Genomic DNA, 20,201 nt, shown 5'->3' with positions numbered 1-20,201 from the left:
GCGGATGCGACAGTTCCTACTCGGCCTGGCGGCGATCGTCGCCCTGGGCGTCGGCGTGGTGGCGCAAGGCCCCGCGCGCGTGAAGGTGATGCTGCTCGACGGCGAGAGCGGCGGCCCGTACCACAAGTGGCAGCTGACGACGCCGCTGATGAAGAAGGCCCTCGAGGAGACCGGTCGCTTCGACGTCACCGTCGTGACCGCTCCGGCCGCCACCGGCGTGCTGGACGGCTGGGTCCCCGACTTCAAGGCGTACGGCGCGGTGCTCCTCAACTACGACGCGCCCGACGAGCGCTGGCCCGCCCCCCTGCGGGCCGCGTTCGAGCAGTACGTGTCCGGCGGCGGTGGCGCCGTGTTCGTGCACGCGGCCGACAACGCGTTCCCGACGTGGAAGGCCTGGAACGACATGATCGGCGTCGGCGGCTGGCGTGGGCGCACGGTCGCGTCAGGGCCCTACTGGTACTACAAGGACGACAAGCTGGTGAGCGATCCCGCCGACGGACCCGGGGCGTCGCACGGGCGGCGTACGCCGTACGTGATCCGCACCCGCGTCGCCGACCACCCGATCACCCGCGGGCTGCCGGCGGCGTGGATGCACCAGGGCGACGAACTCTACGCCCACCTGCGCGGCCCGGGCACCGCCATGACCATCCTCGCCACCGCCTACGCCGACCCATCCAACAACGGCACCGGGCGCGACGAGCCGATCCTCATGGTGAGCCGCTTCGGCAAGGGCCGGACGTTCCACACGGTGCTCGGCCACGACGTGGTGGCAATGAGCTGCGTCGGCTTCGTGACGACGCTCCAGCGGGCCACCGAGTGGGTGGCGACCGGCGCGGTCACGCAGAAGGTGCCGTCGACGTTCCCGACCGCGTCGGTGGTGAGCTACCGCGCCGACCTGAACGCCATCGACCCCAACTTCGCGCGCGGCCTCAACGGACTCGATGCCAAGTGACGGCTGACGTCTGACGGCGAACAGCGAACGGCGAACAGCGAACGCCGAACGCCGAACGCCGGCTTGTCCGCCGAGGCCTTGGCGAAGGCGGAACGTGGCCGTCGCCCTTGGGCGACGGTGAGGCCCCGCCCAGGGACGCCGCGGCGAGGGCGCCCAACGTCTCGCCTCGCCGGCCGCTCCGGTTGGTAGTACTGTAGGGGTTGGACGGTTCCGCCGCTGGGACGGGGCCGGGCCAGTGGCACACCAGAGGAGACGCCCGCACACCCGGGCGCGCTGTCATGACCGACGGGTCCGCCCCACTCGACGACATCGAGCACGTCGACGTGCAGGGGCCCGCCGACCTCGAAAGTCACGACGCGGCCCCCCAGCCGTCCGACCTCGACAGGCTCCATGCCCGCAAGAAGCGCGACAAGGTCCGCGCAGCCTGGATTTCCTTCGTCGGACGCATCCTGGCCCAGTTGATCGGCGCCATCGCGACCATCGTGCTCGGCGTGTACGTGGTGCGCACGTACGGCGTCGGCACGCCCGACGAGGTGGGGCCCGGACGCCCGGGCGGCGCGGCCGTCACCGCCCCCGCATCACCCCACGACCACCGCTCGATCGCCGTCCTGCCACTCGTGTCGCACATGCCCGGCCAGGCCGACCAGGACCTGTGCGCGGGGCTCACCGAGGCCCTGATCGCGCAGTTGGCCAGGGACCGCGGGTGGCGGGTCGTGTCGCGGACCTCCTCGATGGCCTACCGCGGCTCGGACAAGAAGCTGCCGGCGATCGCGGCCGAACTCGGCGTGGACCTGGTGCTCGAAGGCTCGGTGACCAGGGTCGGCGAGCGCGTGCGGGTGACCGCGCAACTGGTCGACGCCACCACCGACACGCACCTCTGGGCCGACACCTTCGACCGCTCCTCCGCGGACCTGCTCCAACTCGAGGAAGAACTGCCGCGGCTCATCGTCGACGCGGTCCGCGCCGCCGTCGAGGGCACCCGCCCATGATGTCGCGGTTTGACAACGGCCGAGGTGGTCGTATGCTGACCGGCACAGCCGAACGCTCCCGGATGCTCGCCACGTCCTTCCGTCGCCCGGTGGTCCGGTCCGCGGCCTTTCCGAAGCCGCGCGGCTGGGCCTGCGTACTCGCTCTTGGCCTGGCGCTGCTGGTCGGGTGCGACAAGGGCGCCTCGTCGCCGAGCACGCCGGTGTCGCCGACGCCGCCGACCTCGCCGATCGGGGCCTCGTCGGAGGCGTTCTTCATCGGCGCCGGCGACATCGGGTACTGCGAGCCCTCGGGGGCCACGCCCGGCGCGACCGCGACGGCCGCGATCATCGAGCGGATGAGCGGCGTGGTGTTCACGGCCGGCGACAACGCCTACATGCACGGTCGGCTCACCGACTTCCAGCAGTGCTACGACAAGTCCTGGGGGCGCTTCAAGTCACGGACCTGGGCGACCCCGGGCAACCACGAGTACGAGACGCCGGGCGCGAGTGGCTACTTCGACTACTACGGGGAACGCGCCGGGCCGTACGGCGTCGGGTACTACTCGTACGACGTCGGACCGTGGCACGTCGTGTCGCTGAACAGCGAGATCCCGATGTCGCCCGGCTCGGCGCAGGCGGCGTGGCTGCGCGCCGACCTGCAGGCCAGGCGCACGGCGTGCACGGCGGCGATCATCCACCGGCCGCTCCTGAGTTCGGGCCCGAACGGCGACAACCCGGGGGTCCGCGATCTGTGGCAGATCCTGGCGGAGGCCGGCGCCGACCTGGTGATCTCCGGGCACGATCATCACTACGAACGGCATGCGGCCATCGACCCCAACGGCGTGCCGTCGTCGCGCGGCATGCGGCTCTTCACGGTCGGGACCGGCGGCGCGCCCATCTACCGCTCCGGCGGACTCAGGCCGACGTCGGAGGCCAAGGTGATGGAGTACGGCGTCATCCGCTTCACCTTCCAGCCGACCGGCTACCGCTGGGAGTTCCACACCTCGTCGGGCATCGTCGACTCCGGCGTCGACGTCTGCCACTAGAGGCTCACGGCTCGCGGCTCGGAACGCTCTCTGAGCCTGGAGCCCTCAGCCGGCCCGTCGAACCCGCGTAGAATATCGGCCTCGATCACATGTCGTCCCACGCGGAGTCGTCGGTCGACCTCCTGCACCGCGTGCAGGCGGGCGATGCTGCGGCGCTCGAGGCCCTGATCGCGCGGTACAGGCCCCGGCTCGTCCGCTGGGCGAGCGGACGACTGCCTGCGTACGCGCGCCACCTGGCCGAAACCCAAGACCTCGTGCAGGACACCCTCGTCCAGGCATTCAGGAAGATCGGGGCGATCGAGATCCGGGGCGAGGGTTCGCTCCAGGCGTACCTGCGGCAGGTGCTGCTCAATGCGATCCGTCAGGAGATTCGCCGGGTGCGCATTCGTCCGCCCGGTGAGGCGTTCGAGCTGGATGTCGAGGCGCCTGACGCCTCGCCGCTCGAGGAGGCCATCGGTGGCCAACTCCTGTCGCGGTACGACGATGCGCTCGAGCGGTTGCGGCCGGCCGACCGCGAGCTGGTGGTGGCGCACGTGGAGTTCGGCATGTCGCACGCGGAGCTTGCCGACGCATTCGGCAAGCCGTCGGGCAACGCCGCCCGCATGGCCCTGCAGCGCGCCTTGCTGCGCCTCGCCGAGGAGATGAAGTCGGTGTGACCGATGACGGACCACGTTCGTGAGCCGCGCCCTCCCGTGCGGCAGGCGCTGGACGCGCTCGCCGACCACACGCCCTTCGACTGGGACGCGGTGTCGTCGCCTGGCACGGTGACCGATCCGGACCTGCAGCGCACACTCGCGGCCCTTCGAGACATCGCGCAGGTCGCGCGCGCCCACGTGCCGGTCGGCGACGTCCTGCCCCTGCCGACGCGCTGGGGACCACTGGACGTGATCGCACACCTTGCGCGAGGCGCGCACGGCGACGTCTACCTGGCTCGCGACCGCAGCCTCCAGCGCGACGTGGCACTCAAGCTGCTGCGCGATCCGGCACGGCACGACGCCGATCAGTCCTCCCACTCTGAAGGCATCCGCCTGGCCCGCGTGCGTCACCCGAACGTCGTCACCGTCCACGGGGCCGACCGCATCGACGGGCGTACCGGCCTCTGGATGGAACTGGTCGACGGCGAGACGCTCCATCATCGTCTTGCGGCAGGCGGGCCCCTGCCGGCGTCCGACGTCGTCGCCACGGGCGTGGCCGTCTGTGCCGGACTCTCCGCCATCCATGCAGCCGGTCTCGTCCACGGCGACGTCAAGGCGCAGAACGTCATGCGCGATCGCACGGGGCGCATCATCCTGATGGACCTCGGTGCCGGCCGGCGGTCGACCGAGTCACCGTCGGCCCTCCAGGGAACGCCGCTCTACCTCGCGCCGGAGGTTCTCCAGGGCGCGTCGCCCACGGCCGCCTCCGACATCTACGCGGTCGGCGTGTTGCTGCACGTCCTCGCGACGGGCACCTATCCGATCGAGGGGGACTCGCTCGAGGCGCTGCAGTCCGCGCACCGCCGGCGCGAACGCAGCGCGGTCGCCGACGAACGCTTGCCGGGGGGCCTTGCTTCCGTGATCGACCGCGCGATGGCCCTGCGTCCGGCCGAGCGCTACGCCTCTGCCAGCTCGATGCAGGCGGCCCTGGAGCGCACCGTCTCGAGCAGGCCGCGGACGGCACGCGCTTCCTTCGGGCTGGTCAGCGGCCTTGTCGTCGCGATCACGGCCGCGCTGGCAAGTCTCGCCCTCGAGCGCGCGCCCCGGCCGGCGATTCTCGCGCCTGCCGACGACGGCAGTCCGCGGAGGATCGTGTTGCCGGCCCAACCCATCGGGCCTCTGTCGGGCGACGGCTGCTGCGTGCCTTATGTGGACGGGCCGGGCAACATCCGTCGGTACCGCATCGCCACACGTGAGGACGAGGTCCTCGTGCCCGCCGACGAGGCGGCGGGGAGCCCAGGCTCGGCGATCCTCGCGCGCGACGGGTCGCGTGCCGCGTATGCGTGGCGCAGGCCGGACGCGGGATGGGAAGTTCGGACCAGTACCCCCGGCGGCGAACCGCGCGTCCTCCTCTCCGCGCAGTGGCAGTCGGTGCCCACGCCGCTGGCCTGGTCTGCCGACGGCCGGACCCTCCTCGTCGCGCTCAGGGCGTTCGGCGGCTCACAGGACGTCGTCGCGCTGGCCGATGGAGCGGGCACGCCCCCGCGTCCGCTGCTGGCGGTGACCGCCGGCCTCGTGACGGCGACCGTATCGGCTGACGGCAACCAGGCCGCCATAGCCGTGAACGGCACCGAGGCCGAGTCGGGCGTGTCCCTGGTGAACGTCGCCTCAGGCGTCGTGCGCCGCGTGCACGACGGCCCGGCCGTGCTCCCCCGATTGGCCGGCGCCCCGACCCGGCTCTTCTTCGTCCGGCGGGAGCCTTCCGGGGACGAGCTGTGGACGTTGCCGATCGAGGGTGCCGGGGCTGCCGCAGTGGCGTCGCTGGTGGAGCCGGCGCTCGGCGGCCTCTTCGACTTGCGCGTGACCGACGATGGAGTGCTTTGGCGACTCGCGTCGCTGGCGTCCGCGGAGGTCTACACGGCGCCGTTCGACGTTCACCGCAGCCCCGCGATCGGCGGGGCCGCGCATGTGGATCCTGCCGAGATCGGCAACCACGTCAGCCCCTCGTGGTCACCCGACGGACGTCATCTGGCCTACTTCACCATCCGCCAGGCCGTGCCAGGCATGACGCCCGAGCGCACGCTCACCGTGCAGGACGTACGGACCGGCCGCACGCGTCGCGTGCAGGTGCCGCTGTCATTTCTCGGGGGCTACACGCCTCGCTGGACGATCGACGGTCGCCATGTGGCCGTATGGGGCCGCGACACGGCCGAGGCCTCCTCGTGGGGCTACTACCGCGTGGAGGTCATCACAGGCGAGACCACGCCACTCGTGCGGCTCGGCGTCAACGCGCCGGCGTTCGCGCAGTTCTCGCCGGATGGCCGATCGTTTCTCTACACCGACCCCAGGCGCGGCATCGTGTCGCGCGACCTCGGCTCGGGCCGTGAGGGCATCGTGGTGAAGGTGGAGCCCGGTTCGAGGCCAGGGCGATTCGCATTGTCTCCCGACGGCGGTGCCATCGCCTTCATGCGGCATTCGGGCCCGCCGGACGCGGAAGTGATGGCGATCGAGGTTCAACGGCGGGGCAGCGCGCCGGTCGTCCGCGTGCAGTCGACATGGCCGAAGTGGCTCTCGCTCCACGCGTGGACTCCAGATGGTGCGCATCTTCTCTATGCCCGCGGCCTCGGCGACGACCTCGGGCAGTTGTGGAGCATCGGGGCAGTCGACGGCCTGCCGCACGACCTGAAGTTCCGGGGCTTCGGAGGGCCCAGCACCCTGAGTGTGCACCCCGGCGGACGGCGCATCGCGTTTCCGGAGCGCGTGCTGTCGCCTGAACTCGTCATCTCCCGCCTTCCGACCCGCTGAAGCTGGGGCCTGCCTGCCCCTGTGCGTCTCACGCGCTCGACGCATTTAGGGAGGTGCCGCCACGAGTCGCGGCGGGTTGGGAGGCCCATCGATGTCCAGAATCCAGCACCTCGTCGCCGCGCTCGTGTTGTACGTGGCGTTGCCGGCTACTTCCGAGGCCCAGAAGTCCACGACCATCAACATCGCCACCACGATCAGCGGCGTGGCGCCCGCAGCAGGCTCGGAACCCGACCCGGGATTCCTGGTGCGGAGCGACGATGGGCGCGAGTATGTGCCGCTCACGGAAGGCAAGGTGAAGACGGTCACCAACCTGCTGATCGTGAACCAGCAGGCGGCCACGGACTGGAGCCTGACGCTCTACAGCCTCTCGCCCACGAAGCTCGTGAAATCCAGCCGTACGGTGTTCTTCGACTTGCGCTACAAGGAAGCGTCCGATGGCGTCGTGTCGCCGGAGTACTCGCGGTTCTTCACGACGCCGGCGCTCAGCGAAGCCGCAGGGCAGCGGTTGCCGTACGGCCGCGTGACGGCGCACCTCACCGCGAAGTGCTCGGAGGCCTTGCCAGCCGTGGACTTCCGGACGATGGTCAAGGACCAGGTCGCGCATTGCCCGGGCAGCCTGCGCTTCCTCGACGTCGACGGACAGTGGTACCGGTTCTCGTTCCAGCCGGAGAACTTCCAGGGTGTCGATCGCTTCAAGGTTACCTGCACGGCCACCAGCGCCAGCCTGGGCTGCATCAACTGGGTGATCACGCCGGAGTCGGCCACCGTGGCTGGCGACTTCTCGCAGCAGGGGATCAACCGCCTGCTGAAGATCGACAGCGGCGGCGCCATCCAGGCGGTAGGTCCGCTGTATCGCGTGTCGTTCACGATCACGCTGCGGCGGCTGTAGGTCGGCTCCGGCTCCGACGCCACGCCGTCATGACAGCGGCGGGGTGGGACACCCCGCCCTACCTGGGTACGGCTCAAGGCTCGAGGCTCAGAGCGCTCTCTGAGCCTGAAGCCGTGAGCCCTGAGCCATGCCTACCGTGTCGCGATGCGCGTGGCGGTCCACGACGTCACGCGTCCGCGCTCGTCGCGCGTGCCCACCAGGCGGTCGCCTTCCAGCCTGGCCTGCCACGACTCGTCACCGATCGTGAACGTGATCTCGGCCCCGCGAATCGTCCCGCCCTGTATCGGCGAGCTTCCCACGGGACCCGCGAGCCGCCCGGTCACCTTCTGGAAGTGCTGGTCGAACTCGAGGCGCGGTCCGTTGGCGATCTGCCAGGCGCCGTGGACCTGCGCCGGCACGATCCACAGCAGCGCCGTGCACCACGCGGAGCAGTCCGGCCGCGTGATGCGCTCGTCGGCCGGCCATTCGGGGATGCCGAACGTGTTGGACACGATGCGCGTGCCCGGCCGCAGCGCCAGGAACGTCGGCTGCAGGCGCTTCATGTTCTCGGTGAGCAGGAACAGCGCGAGCACCGTCGCGTCCGACACGTCGGCCGCGAACATGTCGCCTTCGACGAACGTCGCGCGATCCTTCACACCGGCCTCGATGGCCCGTCGCCGTGCAAGCTGCACCATGTCGGGGTTGAACTCGACGCCGCGCGCCCTCGCCCCCCGCTTGGCCGCCGCGATCACCAGCCGCCCGTCACCCGACCCGAGGTCCACCACCAGGTCGCCGGCTGTCACCTTCGCCATGTCGAGCATCAGCGCCACCATCGGCTCCGGCGTCGGCACCCACACCACGTCCTTGCCCGGCTGCGCGAACAGCGGCTCGTAGGTCTGAGTCGCCTGGGCGCGGGTCGCTGCCGGCGAGAGGCAGGTGAACACGGCCGCGAGTACGCCCGCGGACAGGGGACGGGTGGCAATCCAGCGTGGGGCGGTCACGCCCGCAGTATCGCAGTCCGACGCGCGCCGCCGATAGCTGTGCCCGGACGACGACCAGCCCCAGCCGCCAGCCCCCGCCTCCGGTCCCCGGTGCCCGGTGCCTACTTCGACCCCTTCACCACCCGGCCCGCGGCCATCACGAACCTGACGTCCTGGAACGCCGCCACGTCGCGCAGGGGATCGCCGCCCACCGCGATGAGATCGGCAAGGCGCCCGGCCTCGATCGCACCCCGATCGCTGACCCCCAGCACCTCCGCCGCGACGGTCGTGGCGCTGCGGATGGCCTCGATCGGCGTCATGCCGAGCTGCACGTAGACGGACAGTTCGCGCGCGTTGTGGCCGTGCGGGTACACGGCCGCGTCGGTGCCGAACGCGATCTTCACGCCCGCCGCGATCGCCTTGCGCAGGTTCTGCCTGGCGAGGGGCAGCACGTACTCGGCCTTGGCGCGGATCGGCGGCGGCAGCGCCGACAGATCGATCGCGCCCACCAGGTAGGTCGTCGGTACGAGGTACGTCCCGCGCGCCTTCATCAGCGCGATCGCCTCGTCGTCGAGCAACGACCCGTGCTCGATGGAGGCGACGCCGGCCCGTACGGCAGCCTTGATGCCCTCGGTCCCGTGCGCGTGCGCCGCGACGCGCAGCCCGTGCCGCGTCGCTTCCTCCACGACGGCCCGCATCTCGGTCTCGCTCAGCTGCTGGGCGCCGACCGTCGCGTCGAACGACAGCACGCCCGCCGTCGCGCAGATCTTGATCACCTGCGCGCCGTGCTTGGCCTGGTAGCGGACGGCCTTGATCAACTCGTCGGGCCCGTCGGCAACACCCGTGCGCCAGTCCTGCTCGAGCACGCCCGGCGCGAAGCCGGTGGTGTCGCAGTGTCCGCCCGTGATCCCGATCGAATTGCCGGCACTCACGATGCGTGGGCCTGGCACGAAGCCCGCCCTGATGGCGCGGTCCAGCGCGATGTCGGCGAAGTTGCCGCTGCCAAGGTTGCGCACCGTCGTGAACCCGGCCTCGACGGTGGCGCGCGCGTTGCGGGCGCCGCGCAGCGCTTCGTCGGCCGTGCCTTCGGTCACCGCGCGCAGCACCCAGTTGCCCTCGATGTCCATCGTGATGTGGGTGTGCAGGTCGATGAGCCCCGGCGCGAGCGTGACGTCGCCGAGATCGATCACCCGCGCACCGGCCGGCACCGCGCCACCGACGGCGGTGATGGTGCCGCCCTGCACCGTGATCACCGGCGCATCGACGACGCGGCCCGCCCGCACGTCGAGCATGCGGGCCGCCTTGATCACCGTCAGCGGCGCTTCGGCCGACTGCGCGCGAAGGGGAGTGGGGGACAGCGCAGACAGGGCAGCGGCGCAGGCCGCCACCGCGGCGAGCGCGACACGTCGGTTCACAGGGCCTCCATGGATGAGCCGCCATCATACCCGTCGCGGCGCGCCCGGCGCCGGGCAGGCCTGGTGCTCCGCGAGATGCGCCGTCGCCTGAAGATGTACCCGTCGCCAGAAGATGTACCCGTCGCCAGAAGATGTACCCGTCGCCCTTGGGCGACGGTATGCTCTGCGGCCATGACCCGACCGACTGGCCGCTGGATCGCGAGGGCCGCCCTGTGCGCGGCCCTCGGCGTCGTGCCCGCCCTCGCCCCGTCCGTCATGGCACAGGCCGCGACGCCTGTCCCGGCACAGGGCGCCGGTCGCTTCGAGATTCCCGACAACGACGACGGCCTGCCCGGCGTGGGGCCACTGCGTCGCTATGGGTGGTTCCGGACCTTGTGGCGAGACAAGCGGACGAAGTGGGCGTCAGAGGTCCAGCAGGATCAGGGCGCCGTCGTGCTGCTCGGCGACTCGATCACCCAGGGCTGGAACGACCGTCTGCCGGCCGCGTTCCCGGGCATGAAGATCGCCAACCGCGGGATCAGCGGCGACACGTCCCGCGGCGTGCTCCTTCGACTGCAGGACGACGTGCTGGCGTTGCACCCGAAGGCGGTGGTGCTGCTGATCGGCACCAACGACCTCGAGGAGGGCGCGCGACCGGACGTCGTCGAGAGCAACGTCCGCACGATCCTCTCGGCCTTCCGCGCGTACGACCCCGCAATGCCGGTCGTGCTCTGCCAGGTCTTCCCGAGTTCGGCGAAGATGAAGCGGCCCAGTCCCCTCATCAAGGAGACCAATGCGCGCCTGATGGGCCTGGTGCGCAACGACCCGCAGGTCACCGCTATCGAGACGTGGCGGCTGTGGGCCGACGCCGATGGCGACGCTCCGGTCGGCGAGTTCCCCGACCTCCTGCACCTCAACGACGCCGGCTACGCACGCTGGGCGGCGGCGCTGCGCCCCGTGTTCGAGTCGCTCGGGCTGATGCCCGCGGCAACCGAGCCCTTCGCGCCCGAGCCGGGCTTCGAGCTGCTCTTCAACGGCCGTGACCTCACGGGCTGGGGCTATCGCGCCACCACGGACGAGGAGAAGGCGGCCGCGGCCAGATGGCAGGCGTCGGACCCGAACGCGGCTCTGTGGCCGATCGTGGCCACGCCGGTGACCTTCGACGGTCGGACGTCCAGCCCCGACGGGCGCTGGCGCGTCGTCGCCGACCGCATCGTCACCGCCACGCCGTCCGAGTACCGCAAGGTACAGCAGCTGTGGACGACCCGAACGTTCGAGGGCGACTTCGTCCTCAAGCTGGAGTTCAGGGGGACGCCGTTCGCCGACGGCGGCCTCTTCCTGCGCGGGCCGCAAGTGCAGGTGCGCGATTACCGGTTGTCGGGGCCGTACACGGGACTGGCGAAGTACCGGCCCCAGGAGTGGAACGAACTCGTCGTCACCGTCCGCGGCGGCGTGGCGGAGATCACGTGCAACGGCGAGGTGCTCGAGGCCGCCTTCAAGGTGCCGCCGTCGGGCGCGATCGGCCTCGAGGGTGATCGCGGGCAGATGGAATACCGGCGCATCCGCGTGGCGCGTCGCTGACACGGCGGCCAGGCAGGGTTGCGACCTGCTATCGTGCCACCTGCAGGCTCCGCCCCGTGACAGGCGCGGGGCGAGGAGGGCTGGTGATGCCGACGTACCTGCCTGACGAGGGGAGCAGGCCCGGAGGGCTCTCGAGCGCCGTTGAACAGGCGGGGGAGTCGGCACCTGCCGGCGCGGCGTTGCCGCTGGACATCGCGCCCGACACGTTGCTCGAGGCCCTCTTGAGTCGGTCGCCCTGTGGTCTCGTGCTCATCTCGAGCGACGGTACGTGCCTGGCGCTCAACGAACGCGCCGAGCGGCAGGTGCTCGGTACCGCGACCGCCGTCTCGAACGGCGCGGCAGGCCTGCAGCCAATCGTGAGCGACGAGGGCGAATCACTGGGAGCGTTTGCGGCCAGGGTCCTGCAGGACGGGGCCGGGACGCTCACCGCCAGCATCCCGAGTGCCGACGCACCGGAGCGCGCCATCGAACTGCAGGCCGTGCCGTGGCGGCACGACGACGGCGCCACCATCGTCGCCTCCATTCGGGACGTCTCGGCACAGCGGGCGCGTGAACGCGTGCTGCGCGAGAGCGAGGAGCGGCTTCGCCTGGCGCTGCAGGCGGCGAGGATGGGCACCTACGACTGGGACATCCCCCGCGGGCGCCTCACCTGGTCGCGCGAGCACGAAGAGCTGTGGGGGCTCGCGCCGGGCGAGTTCGACGGCACCTACGAGATGTTCGCCAGTCGGGTGCATCCCGACGACCTGCCGGCGGTTGACCACGGAGTCGCACGGTGCATCGAAGCCCGCGAGCCGTTCGCGGGCGAGTTCCGGGTCGTGTGGCCTGACGGGACGGTGCGCTGGATTGCCGGGACCGGTGAGTTCGAGTTCGGGCCGACCGGCGCCCCGCTCAAGATGCGGGGAGTGGTCCGGGAGATCACCGAGCAGAAGGTCGCGGAAGCACGCCTGCAGGCCAGCGACCGGCGCTTTCGCTCGGTGGTCGAGCACGCCTGGGACGGGATCAGCATCTCGCGGGAGGACGGGACCCTGGAGTACGTCTCGCCGTCGGCGGCGCGGATGCTCGGCGAGGAGGTGGACCGGCTGGTCGCGCACGACCTCGCCGAACGCGTGCACCCCGCCGACCGGGCCCGGATGGAGAGCCGACTCGACGAGGTGCGGTCGACGCCCCACGCCGTCGTCACGTGGTCGCACCGCCTGCGGCACAGGAGCGGGGAGTACCGCTGGGTCGAGGTCACCGCCACCAACCTGCTCGACGACCCGGCCGTCAACGGCATCGTCAGCAACTTCCGCGACGTCACCGAGCGCCGACAGGCGACGACGACCTGCGGGTGGCGCATGCCACGCTGCAGTCGCTCTCGCGCCGGCTGTTGACCGTGCAGGAGACCGAGCGCCGCAGCCTTGCGCGTGAACTGCACGACGAGATTGCCCAGGCCCTCACGGCCGCCAAGATCGCCCTGCAGGCACTCGAGCGATTCCCGGACCCTGCCGTGCTCGCCGACCGGCTGCGCGATGCCACCCGTGTTGTCGACGACGCGCTCGGCCAGGTGCGCGCCCTGCTGCTGCAGTTGCGTCCCCCGATGCTCGACGACCTCGGCCTCGAGCCGGCGCTGCGCTGGCTGGCCGACCAGTGCGGCCTCCGCTCCGGATTGCGTGTGGTATTCGAGTGCCGGACCCCGATCGATCGCCTTCCTCCCGCCATCGAGACGGCCTGCTTCCGGGTGGCTCAGGAGGCGCTCACCAACGTGATCAAGCATGCCGACGCCAGCACCGTCACGCTCGAACTCGAACGCGGCCCCGAGGCCCTGCAACTCCACGTCGCCGACGATGGCCGCGGCTTCGACGTCCAGGGGGCGCGCTCCGCGGCGCGGCGTGGCGCGAGCCTCGGGCTGCTCGGGATGGAGGAGCGGGCCATCCTCGCCGGCGGCATGATCGAGTGGGTCTCCTCGCCGCGGCGCGGTACCGCCGTCCACGTCATGTTCCCGATCGCCGCCGAGGGCCCCGCATGACGCCGCTTCGCGTTGTCGTGACCGACGACCATGCGCTGGTCCGCGCCGGCATCCGGGCCCTGCTCGATCGGATGCCCGAGGTGGAGGTCGTCGCCGAGGGTGGCACGGGCGAAGAGGCGCTCGCACTCGTGGAGGCACTGGAGCCGGACGTCCTGCTCATCGACGTGGCGCTGCCGGGTCTCAGCGGCCTGGAGGTCGCGGCGCGCGTGCGGGCAACCCACCCCCGCGTCAAGGTGATCGTGCTCTCGATCCACGACAACGAGGAGTACGTGATGCAGGCGCTGTCGGCTGGCGCCGTGGGATACCTCCTCAAGGATGCGGCGGCCTCGCAGCTGGACCTCGCGTTGGCTGCGGTCGCCCGCAACGAGACGTACCTGAGCCCCGCCATCTCTCGCCGCGTGATCGACGAGTACGTGTCGCGGGTGGGCGGCCGTGAGCCGTCGTCGGAGGGACTGACACCGCGGCAGCGCGAGGTCGTCCGCTTCATCGCCCAGGGCAAGAGCGTCAAGGAGATCGCCTTCCTGCTCGACCTCAGCGTCAAGACGGTCGAGACCCATCGCGCCCAGGCGATGGAGCGGCTCGGCATCCACGACGTCGCCGGTCTCGTGCGGTATGCCATGCGCACGGGGCTGATCCCTCCGATCCCTTAGCGCGCCTCAGGCATTGCGCCGATCGCCTCAGGAACCGCCCGATTGCGCCGCCCAAGCCCATCAGCGATGGTGGAGGCACGCCGGCGCCACGCCGTCGCGCCCGTTCGGCCCGGGGGGTTAACCCGGTCCCCGCTGCCTCGAGACCCCCTCTGGAAGCGACTGGACCGTCAATCATGGGGAGAGCACTTCGCGTCCTGATTCTCGAGGACGAACCGGCCGACGCGGAACTCATGGTCCACGCCCTGCGCCGCGGCGAGTTCCTGCCCGAGTGGTCGCGCGTCGACACCCCGGAGACGTTCCTCGACGCGCTGTCGCCCGACCTCGACGTCATCCTCGCCGACTACTCGTTGCCCCGGTTCGACGGGATGGCCGCGCTCGCGATGGTCAGGGCGCGCGGTCTCGTCGTGCCGTTCATCGTCGTCTCCGGATCGCTCGGGGATGAACGTGCCGTCGAGTGCGTCAAGGCCGGCGCCACCGACTACGTGCTCAAGGATCGCCTCGCGCGGCTCGGCCAGGTGGTGGCGCGCGCCCTCGACGATGCCGCCAGGGACGCAGCGCTGCGGGAGAGCCAACTGCGCCTCCGCCTCGCCACCTCGGTGGCCGGCATCGGCACGTGGGACTGGAACCTGCAGACCGACGAGGTGATCTACTCGCCGGAATGGCAATCACAGCTCGGCCTTCTCGACGAGCAGGTGGGTACGACGCCCGCGGAATGGGAATCGAGGCTTCACCCCGAAGACCGCGAGCGCATGCGCGCAGCCATTCGCCGTGCGTCGCTTGCCGAGGGCGCGTCGATCGACGAGGAGTACCGCCTGAAGCACAAGGACGGCACGTATCGCTGGATCCAGACGCGGGGCGCCTCGCTTCGTGAGGGCTCGGCGGGGCAGCCGCGCCTCCTGTGCTGCCACGTCGACGTCACGGCACGCAAGCAGGAGTTCCTCGAGCATCAGCGACTCGCGAGGACGATGCAGGTGCTGCTGGACTCGGTCGGCGAGGGCGTGATCGGCCTCGACCCGCACGGGCGCTGCACGTTCATCAACCAATCGGGCGCCCGTACGCTCGGGTGGTCCTTCGACGAGGCCATCGGCCAGGACGTCCACGCGCTCATGCACCATGCGCCGGCCGATGGCGCGTCACATGCCGCCGAGCAGTGCCCGATCATCGCGACGGCCGCGTCGGGGACCCCGTGCCGCTCCGACGACGACGTGATCTGGAAGCGAGACGGGACCGCCTTTCCCGCCCGCTACGCGTCCAACCCCATCGTCGACGGCGGGACGGCGCGCGGCGCCGTGGTGACCTTCGAGGACGACACGCAACGCCGCCTGATCGAGGCCAGAGTACGACAGAGCCAGAAGCTGGAGTCCATGGGGCGCCTGACCGGCGGCGTGGCGCACGACTTCAACAACCTGCTCACCGCGATCCTCGGCTACTGCGAACTGCTCATGGCCAAGTTCGCGCCCGACGACGCGCGGCGGTCCGACGTCGCCGAGATTCGACGTGCCGGCGAGATTGCGGCCGGTCTCACCCGACAGTTGCTGGCCTTCAGCCGCCGCCAGGTGCTCCGGCCCGAAGTGCTGGATCTCAATGCGATCGTCAGCGCCACCGAGCGGTTGCTGGGGCGCGTCATCGGCGAGAACGTCAGGCTGCACCTGCGCCTCGACCCGGAGGCTGGGGCCATCAAGGCCGATGCCCACCAGATCGAGCAGGTGCTGCTGAACCTGGCCGTCAACGCACGCGATGCCATGCCCCACGGGGGCGTGCTGACCCTGGAGACCGCCGTGGAGGCCTGGCCGACCGACGAGGCGAATCCTCCGGAAGCCCTGGGCGGGACGTGCGCCGTGTTGAAGGTCTCGGACACCGGCAGGGGCATGAGCGACGACGTGCTGTCGCACGCCTTCGAGCCCTTCTTCACCACCAAGGGCCCAGGGCACGGCACGGGGCTCGGCCTGGCCACGGTGCTCGGGATCGTCGAGCAGAGCGGCGGGCGCATCGAGGTCGAGAGCCACGTCGACCGCGGGACGTCGTTCACGATACGCCTGCCGCGCGTGGCCCCCGCTCTGCGCCGCGATGAACCGCCGGTGTCGACGACCGTGCCCTCCGGTCACGAGACCATCCTCGTGGTCGAGGACGATGAGGCCATCCGGCTGCTGGTCCGCACGGCGCTCGAGGGCGCCGGCTATCGGGTGCAGGCCGTCGCGTCAGCCGAGGCCGCGCTCCTGCTTGACGAAACCCGGGCCGACCTGCTCATCACCGACCTGCTGCTGCCGGGGCTGGACGGCCGTCAGCTCGGTGAGCGGCTGTCCCGGCGGTCTCCCGGCCTGCGAGTGCTGTACATGTCCGGCTACTCCGGGAGCACCCTGCTCGACGACCAGGGGTTGTCTCCGAGCGAGGCGTTCCTCGGCAAGCCGTTCACCCTGCGCCAACTCACCGAGACGGTGCGCCGGGTCCTCGATGGGCCGTCGGCCGCGCCCGCTGGACCCCATTCCTTCGGAGACATCGCATGAGTCCCGCTCCTCGCCGCGGACGTGTCCGCGCACTGCCCAAGACGCCGACCGGCATCGTCGGCCTCGACGAGATCACGGCAGGCGGCCTTCCCAGGGGGCGGCCGACGCTGGTCTGCGGCGGACCCGGGTGCGGCAAGACGCTGCTGGCGATGGAGTTCGTCGTGCGCGGCGCGATGCAGTTCGGCGAGCCGGGCGTGTTCGTCACGTTCGAGGAGAAGGCCGACGAACTGGAGGCCAACGTCCGGTCGCTCGGCTTCGACCTCGATCGACTGGTGGCGCAGAAGAAGCTGGTCGTGGACCACGTCTTCGTCGAGCGCAGCGAGATCGAGGAGACCGGCGTCTACGACCTCGAGGGGCTCTTCATCAGGATCGGGTATGCCATCGACAGGATCGGCGCCAAGCGAGTAGCGCTCGACACGATCGAGGTGCTGTTTGCCGGGCTGCTCGATCACACCGTCGTCCGGGCGGAGTTGCGTCGGCTGTTCCGCTGGCTGAAGGACCGCGGCGTGACGGCCGTGATCACCGCCGAGCGCGGCGGCACCATGATGACGCGCCACGGCATGGAGGAGTACGTCTCTGACTGCGTGCTCCTGCTCGATCATCGCGTGACCGACCAGGTCGCGACACGGCGGTTGCGCATCGTGAAGTACCGGGGCTCGACGCACGGCCCCAACGAGTACCCGTTCCTGATCGACGAAGGCGGCATCTCGCTGTGGGCGATCAGCTCCATGCGCCTCGAGCACGCCGCGCCGTCCTCCCGCATCTCGTCAGGGGTCGCCGCCCTGGACCAGATGCTGGGCAAGGGGTTCTATCGCGGCAGCACGGTGCTGATCTCGGGCACGGCGGGCACCGGCAAGACGAGCCTGGCGTCGGCATTCGCCGACGGGACGTGCCGCCGGGGCGAGCGCTGTCTGTATTTTGCGTTCGAGGAGTCTCCCGCGCAGGTCTGCCGCAACATGCGGTCGATCGGCATCGACCTCCAGCACTGGCTCGACGTCGGCCTCCTGCACTACGTGGCGGTCAGGCCGAGCTATTGGGGCCTCGAGATGCACGTGGTGCAGATGGTCAGGGCCATCACGGAGTTCAAGCCACATGCCGTCGTCATCGACCCGATCTCCAGTCTCGAATTCGGGACGCCGCTCGGCGACCTCAAGGCGGCGCTGCTGCGCATCGTCGACCTGCTCAAGACCCGCGGCATCACGGCGATCCTGACGAGCCTGACCAGCGGCGGCGGCGACCTCGAACAGACCGACGTCGGGCTGTCGTCGCTCGTCGACACGTGGATCGTGTTGCGCGACTACGAGACGCGCGGGGAGCGCAATCGGCTGGTCCACATCCTCAAGTCCAGGGGAAGCGCGCACTCCAATCAGCTCAGGGAGTTCACCCTCTCGGCTCGCGGCTTCCAGCTGGCCGACCCCTACGTCGGGCCAGAGGGCCTCCTCACCGGCACGGCGCGGCTTGCCCAGGCCAGTCGCGATGCCGACGAGCGGGTGAGCCGCACCGCGCGCCTCGAGCGCGAGCGCCTGGCCTCCGAGATCCGGAGGCGGGCGCTCGAAGGGCAGATCGCCGCGCTGCAGGCAGGACTGGCGTCGGAGCAACAGCAGTTCGACCTGCTGGTCGCGGGCGAGACCGAGCGCCACGAGCGCGAGGTGCACGCCGCCGAGGCCATCGCGCGCGGGCGCCACTCCGACACGCCAGTGCCCGCGTCTCGACGGGACAGCGCCCCTCGTGGAGCGAGGCGATGACACGGCCCCAGGCTCGTCGCCCGACCCGAGTCCAGACGGCAGGCGAGGCCGATCCGCCCTGGGTGCTGCGCCTGTACGTGGCTGGCGCCACGCCCAGGTCGGCGGCCGCCTTCAGGAACCTGACCCAGGTGTGCGAGGAGTACCTGAAGGGGCAGTACCGTATCGACGTGATCGATCTGCTGGCGCATCCCCAGCTGGCCCAGGGCGATCAGATCCTCGCGGTGCCGACGCTCGTCCGTAAGCTGCCGGCGCCCATCAGACGCATCATCGGCGACCTCTCCAACACCGAGCGCGTGCTGGTGGGGCTCGACCTGCGACCGGGCGCATCGCCCCCCGCCAGGACCGCGCGGCGGCCAGCCGATGTCTGAAATCATCAGGGAACTCGAGCGCCTGGTCGGCGGCGACTCCACGGCCACGTACGTCCTCCGCCTGTACGTCACCGGCAGCACGCCCCAGTCGAGTCGCGCCGTTGCCAACATCAAGGCCATCTGCGACGAGCACCTGCCCGGCCGCTACGAACTCGAGGTGATCGATCTCTACCAGCAGCCGGAACTGGCGCGGGAGGGCGACGTCGTGGTGGCGCCGACCCTGGTCCGGCAACTGCCGTCGCCCGTCGTCCGGCTGATCGGCGACCTGTCCAACACGCCGCGGGTCCTGCTGGCCCTCGGCCTCAAGTCCGACGGTGAGGGCCGATGACCTCCACCTCGCTCTCGTCCGCAGAAGTCGAAGTCCTGCAGGCGCGGCTGGCCGAAGCCGAGGAACTCCTCCTCGCGATCCGCAACGGCGACGTGGATGCCCTGCTCGTGCGTGGGCCTACCGGCGACCGCGTGTACAGCCTCACCGGCGCCACCGAGCCCTACCGCCTGCTGATCGAGAAGATGGGGCAGGGCGCCCTCACGCTGTCGCGCGACGGCCTGATCCTGTACTGCAACGGCAGCTTCGCCCGCCTCGTGCACGAGCGCCAGGAACGCGTCATCGGCGCTCACCTGCTCGACTTCGTCGACGAGCCCTGCCGCGCCGCCGTGGGGCGACTGATCGAGCACGGGCAGGACGAGCGTGCGAGCTCGGACGACGTCGCCCTGCGCGCCAGGGACGGCGGGCTGGTGATCGTACAGCTCGACGTCCATCCGCTTCCCGAGACTGCCGACGCGGTGCTGGGCGTGGTCGCCACCGACCTGACCGTGACGCGACGGCGGGAAGCGGAGCTGGTCGAGACGATGAGGCGACTCGACGTCCTGAATCGGCGCCTCTCGGAGGAAGTCGCCGAGCGTCGGCATGCGGAGGACGAGGTGCGGGCCCTGAACGCGAGCCTCGAGACGATGGTGGCCGAGCGCACGCGGCAACTCGAGGCGGCCAACCACGACCTGGAGTCCTTCGCCTACTCGGTGTCTCACGACCTGCGCGCGCCGCTCAGGCACCTGCACGGGTTCGTCGGGCTGCTGCGGGAGGCCTCGGCCGGCCAGTTGCCGCCCGAGAGTGCCCACTACCTGCAGGTCATCGCCGATGCCAGTGAGCAGATGGGGGGGCTCGTCGAGGCGCTGCTGCAGTTCTCACGCGCCAAACGCGCCCAGCTGAGCCTGCGTCCGGTGAACCTCACCGAGTTGGTCGACGAGTGTCGCGTCGCCCTGCAGCCGCTGACCGCCGGCCGCCGCGTGGTGTGGGACGTCGCGCCGATGCCGCCGGTGCTGGCCGATCCGGTCCTCATCAGGCAGGTGTTGATGAACCTGCTCGACAACGCCCTGAAGTACTCGCGCGAGCAGGAGGAGGCACGGATCGGCGTGGGCTGCGACGGACGCGAAGGCGACCAGCTCGTGTTCCACGTCAGTGACAACGGCGTCGGGTTCGATCCGGCGTACGCGCACAAGCTGTTCGGCGTGTTCCAGCGGCTCCATCGCGCCGAGGAGTTCGAGGGGACGGGGATCGGCCTGGCGATCGTCCACAACATCGTCAACCGCCACGGCGGGCGCGTCTGGGCCGACAGCGAGCCTTCCCGTGGGGCGACGTTCCGGTTCACGCTCAGGCCGGCCGCTTCGCCGGCCGTGCCGCAGGCCAGGGCGTGATGCCTTCC

Annotated in this window: 17 protein-coding genes; 15 read left to right on the top strand and 2 right to left on the bottom strand. The window is 70.7% G+C overall.

Features of this window, described 5'->3' with window-relative positions:
• Positions 1–4 precede the first annotated feature (4 nt).
• The 6 genes from TBR22_RS20300 to TBR22_RS20275 all read left to right on the top strand — a co-directional run bounded on the left by TBR22_RS20300 (position 5) and on the right by TBR22_RS20275 (position 7,295).
• Positions 5–952, top strand: a complete 948-nt coding sequence (locus TBR22_RS20300) for a ThuA domain-containing protein (protein ID WP_239489656.1) — start codon at positions 5–7, stop codon at positions 950–952.
• 278 nt (positions 953–1,230) lie between these two features.
• Positions 1,231–1,941 (top strand): hypothetical protein, encoded by a 711-nt coding sequence (locus tag TBR22_RS20295; protein WP_239489655.1) that lies wholly within the window; start codon positions 1,231–1,233, stop codon positions 1,939–1,941.
• Between the two features lie 62 nt (positions 1,942–2,003).
• Positions 2,004–2,966, top strand: coding sequence for a metallophosphoesterase (locus TBR22_RS20290; protein ID WP_239489654.1), 963 nt, complete (start codon positions 2,004–2,006; stop codon positions 2,964–2,966).
• 89 nt (positions 2,967–3,055) lie between these two features.
• Positions 3,056–3,622 carry an RNA polymerase sigma factor gene (locus tag TBR22_RS20285; RefSeq protein WP_239489653.1) on the top strand — a complete coding sequence of 189 codons (567 nt, stop codon included), beginning with the start codon at positions 3,056–3,058 and terminating at the stop codon, positions 3,620–3,622.
• A 3-nt stretch (positions 3,623–3,625) separates the two neighbouring features.
• Positions 3,626–6,406, top strand: coding sequence for a protein kinase (locus TBR22_RS20280; protein ID WP_239489652.1), 2,781 nt, complete (start codon positions 3,626–3,628; stop codon positions 6,404–6,406).
• 91 nt (positions 6,407–6,497) lie between these two features.
• Positions 6,498–7,295 (top strand): hypothetical protein, encoded by a 798-nt coding sequence (locus tag TBR22_RS20275; RefSeq protein WP_239489651.1) that lies wholly within the window; start codon positions 6,498–6,500, stop codon positions 7,293–7,295.
• 131 nt (positions 7,296–7,426) lie between these two features.
• On the opposite strand, the gene TBR22_RS20270 is transcribed toward TBR22_RS20275, so the two are convergent.
• Both TBR22_RS20270 and TBR22_RS20265 read right to left on the bottom strand, forming a co-directional pair.
• The gene (locus TBR22_RS20270) at positions 7,427–8,275 is read right to left on the bottom strand and encodes a class I SAM-dependent methyltransferase (protein WP_239489650.1); all 849 of its coding nucleotides are present in this window, start codon (positions 8,273–8,275) and stop codon (positions 7,427–7,429) included.
• Between the two features lie 101 nt (positions 8,276–8,376).
• On the bottom strand, positions 8,377–9,669 hold the full coding sequence (locus tag TBR22_RS20265) for an amidohydrolase family protein (RefSeq protein ID WP_239489649.1): 1,293 nt from the start codon (positions 9,667–9,669) through the stop codon (positions 8,377–8,379).
• Positions 9,670–9,840: 171 nt separating this feature from the next.
• Between TBR22_RS20265 and TBR22_RS20260 the strand changes: the two genes are divergently transcribed.
• From TBR22_RS20260 to TBR22_RS20220, 9 genes are all read left to right on the top strand, one after another.
• Complete coding sequence (locus tag TBR22_RS20260; protein WP_239489648.1) at positions 9,841–11,229, top strand: GDSL-type esterase/lipase family protein; 1,389 nt, start codon at positions 9,841–9,843, stop codon at positions 11,227–11,229.
• Between the two features lie 86 nt (positions 11,230–11,315).
• Positions 11,316–12,599: a PAS domain-containing protein gene (locus TBR22_RS20255; RefSeq protein ID WP_239489647.1), complete on the top strand. Its 1,284-nt coding sequence runs from the start codon at positions 11,316–11,318 to the stop codon at positions 12,597–12,599.
• Positions 12,557–13,234 (top strand): sensor histidine kinase, encoded by a 678-nt coding sequence (locus TBR22_RS20250; RefSeq protein WP_239489646.1) that lies wholly within the window; start codon positions 12,557–12,559, stop codon positions 13,232–13,234. The genes TBR22_RS20255 and TBR22_RS20250 overlap by 43 nt, the downstream gene beginning before the upstream one ends.
• The gene (locus TBR22_RS20245) at positions 13,231–13,884 is read left to right on the top strand and encodes a response regulator transcription factor (protein WP_239489645.1); all 654 of its coding nucleotides are present in this window, start codon (positions 13,231–13,233) and stop codon (positions 13,882–13,884) included. The genes TBR22_RS20250 and TBR22_RS20245 overlap by 4 nt, the downstream gene beginning before the upstream one ends.
• A gap of 173 nt (positions 13,885–14,057) precedes the next feature.
• Positions 14,058–16,388 (top strand): hybrid sensor histidine kinase/response regulator, encoded by a 2,331-nt coding sequence (locus tag TBR22_RS20240; protein ID WP_239489644.1) that lies wholly within the window; start codon positions 14,058–14,060, stop codon positions 16,386–16,388.
• Positions 16,385–18,133 carry a circadian clock protein KaiC gene (gene kaiC / locus TBR22_RS20235; protein ID WP_239489643.1) on the top strand — a complete coding sequence of 583 codons (1,749 nt, stop codon included), beginning with the start codon at positions 16,385–16,387 and terminating at the stop codon, positions 18,131–18,133. The genes TBR22_RS20240 and kaiC overlap by 4 nt, the downstream gene beginning before the upstream one ends.
• A complete protein-coding gene (locus TBR22_RS20230) occupies positions 18,130–18,501 on the top strand; it encodes a circadian clock KaiB family protein (RefSeq protein WP_239489642.1) in 372 nt (123 codons plus the stop codon). Before kaiC ends, TBR22_RS20230 begins: the two co-directional genes overlap by 4 nt.
• Entirely contained in the window at positions 18,494–18,829 is a 336-nt protein-coding gene (locus tag TBR22_RS20225) for a circadian clock KaiB family protein (RefSeq protein ID WP_239489641.1), read from the top strand. The genes TBR22_RS20230 and TBR22_RS20225 overlap by 8 nt, the downstream gene beginning before the upstream one ends.
• Complete coding sequence (locus TBR22_RS20220; RefSeq protein ID WP_239489640.1) at positions 18,826–20,193, top strand: ATP-binding protein; 1,368 nt, start codon at positions 18,826–18,828, stop codon at positions 20,191–20,193. Before TBR22_RS20225 ends, TBR22_RS20220 begins: the two co-directional genes overlap by 4 nt.
• The last annotated feature ends 8 nt before the right edge of the window (positions 20,194–20,201 follow it).

Origin of the sequence: Luteitalea sp. TBR-22 (assembly GCF_016865485.1) — a bacterium.
In the GTDB taxonomy this organism is placed as follows: Bacteria; Acidobacteriota; Vicinamibacteria; order Vicinamibacterales; family Vicinamibacteraceae; genus Luteitalea.
Note: the sequence above shows the minus strand (reverse complement) of the source record. Positions and strands in the feature narration are given on the sequence as shown.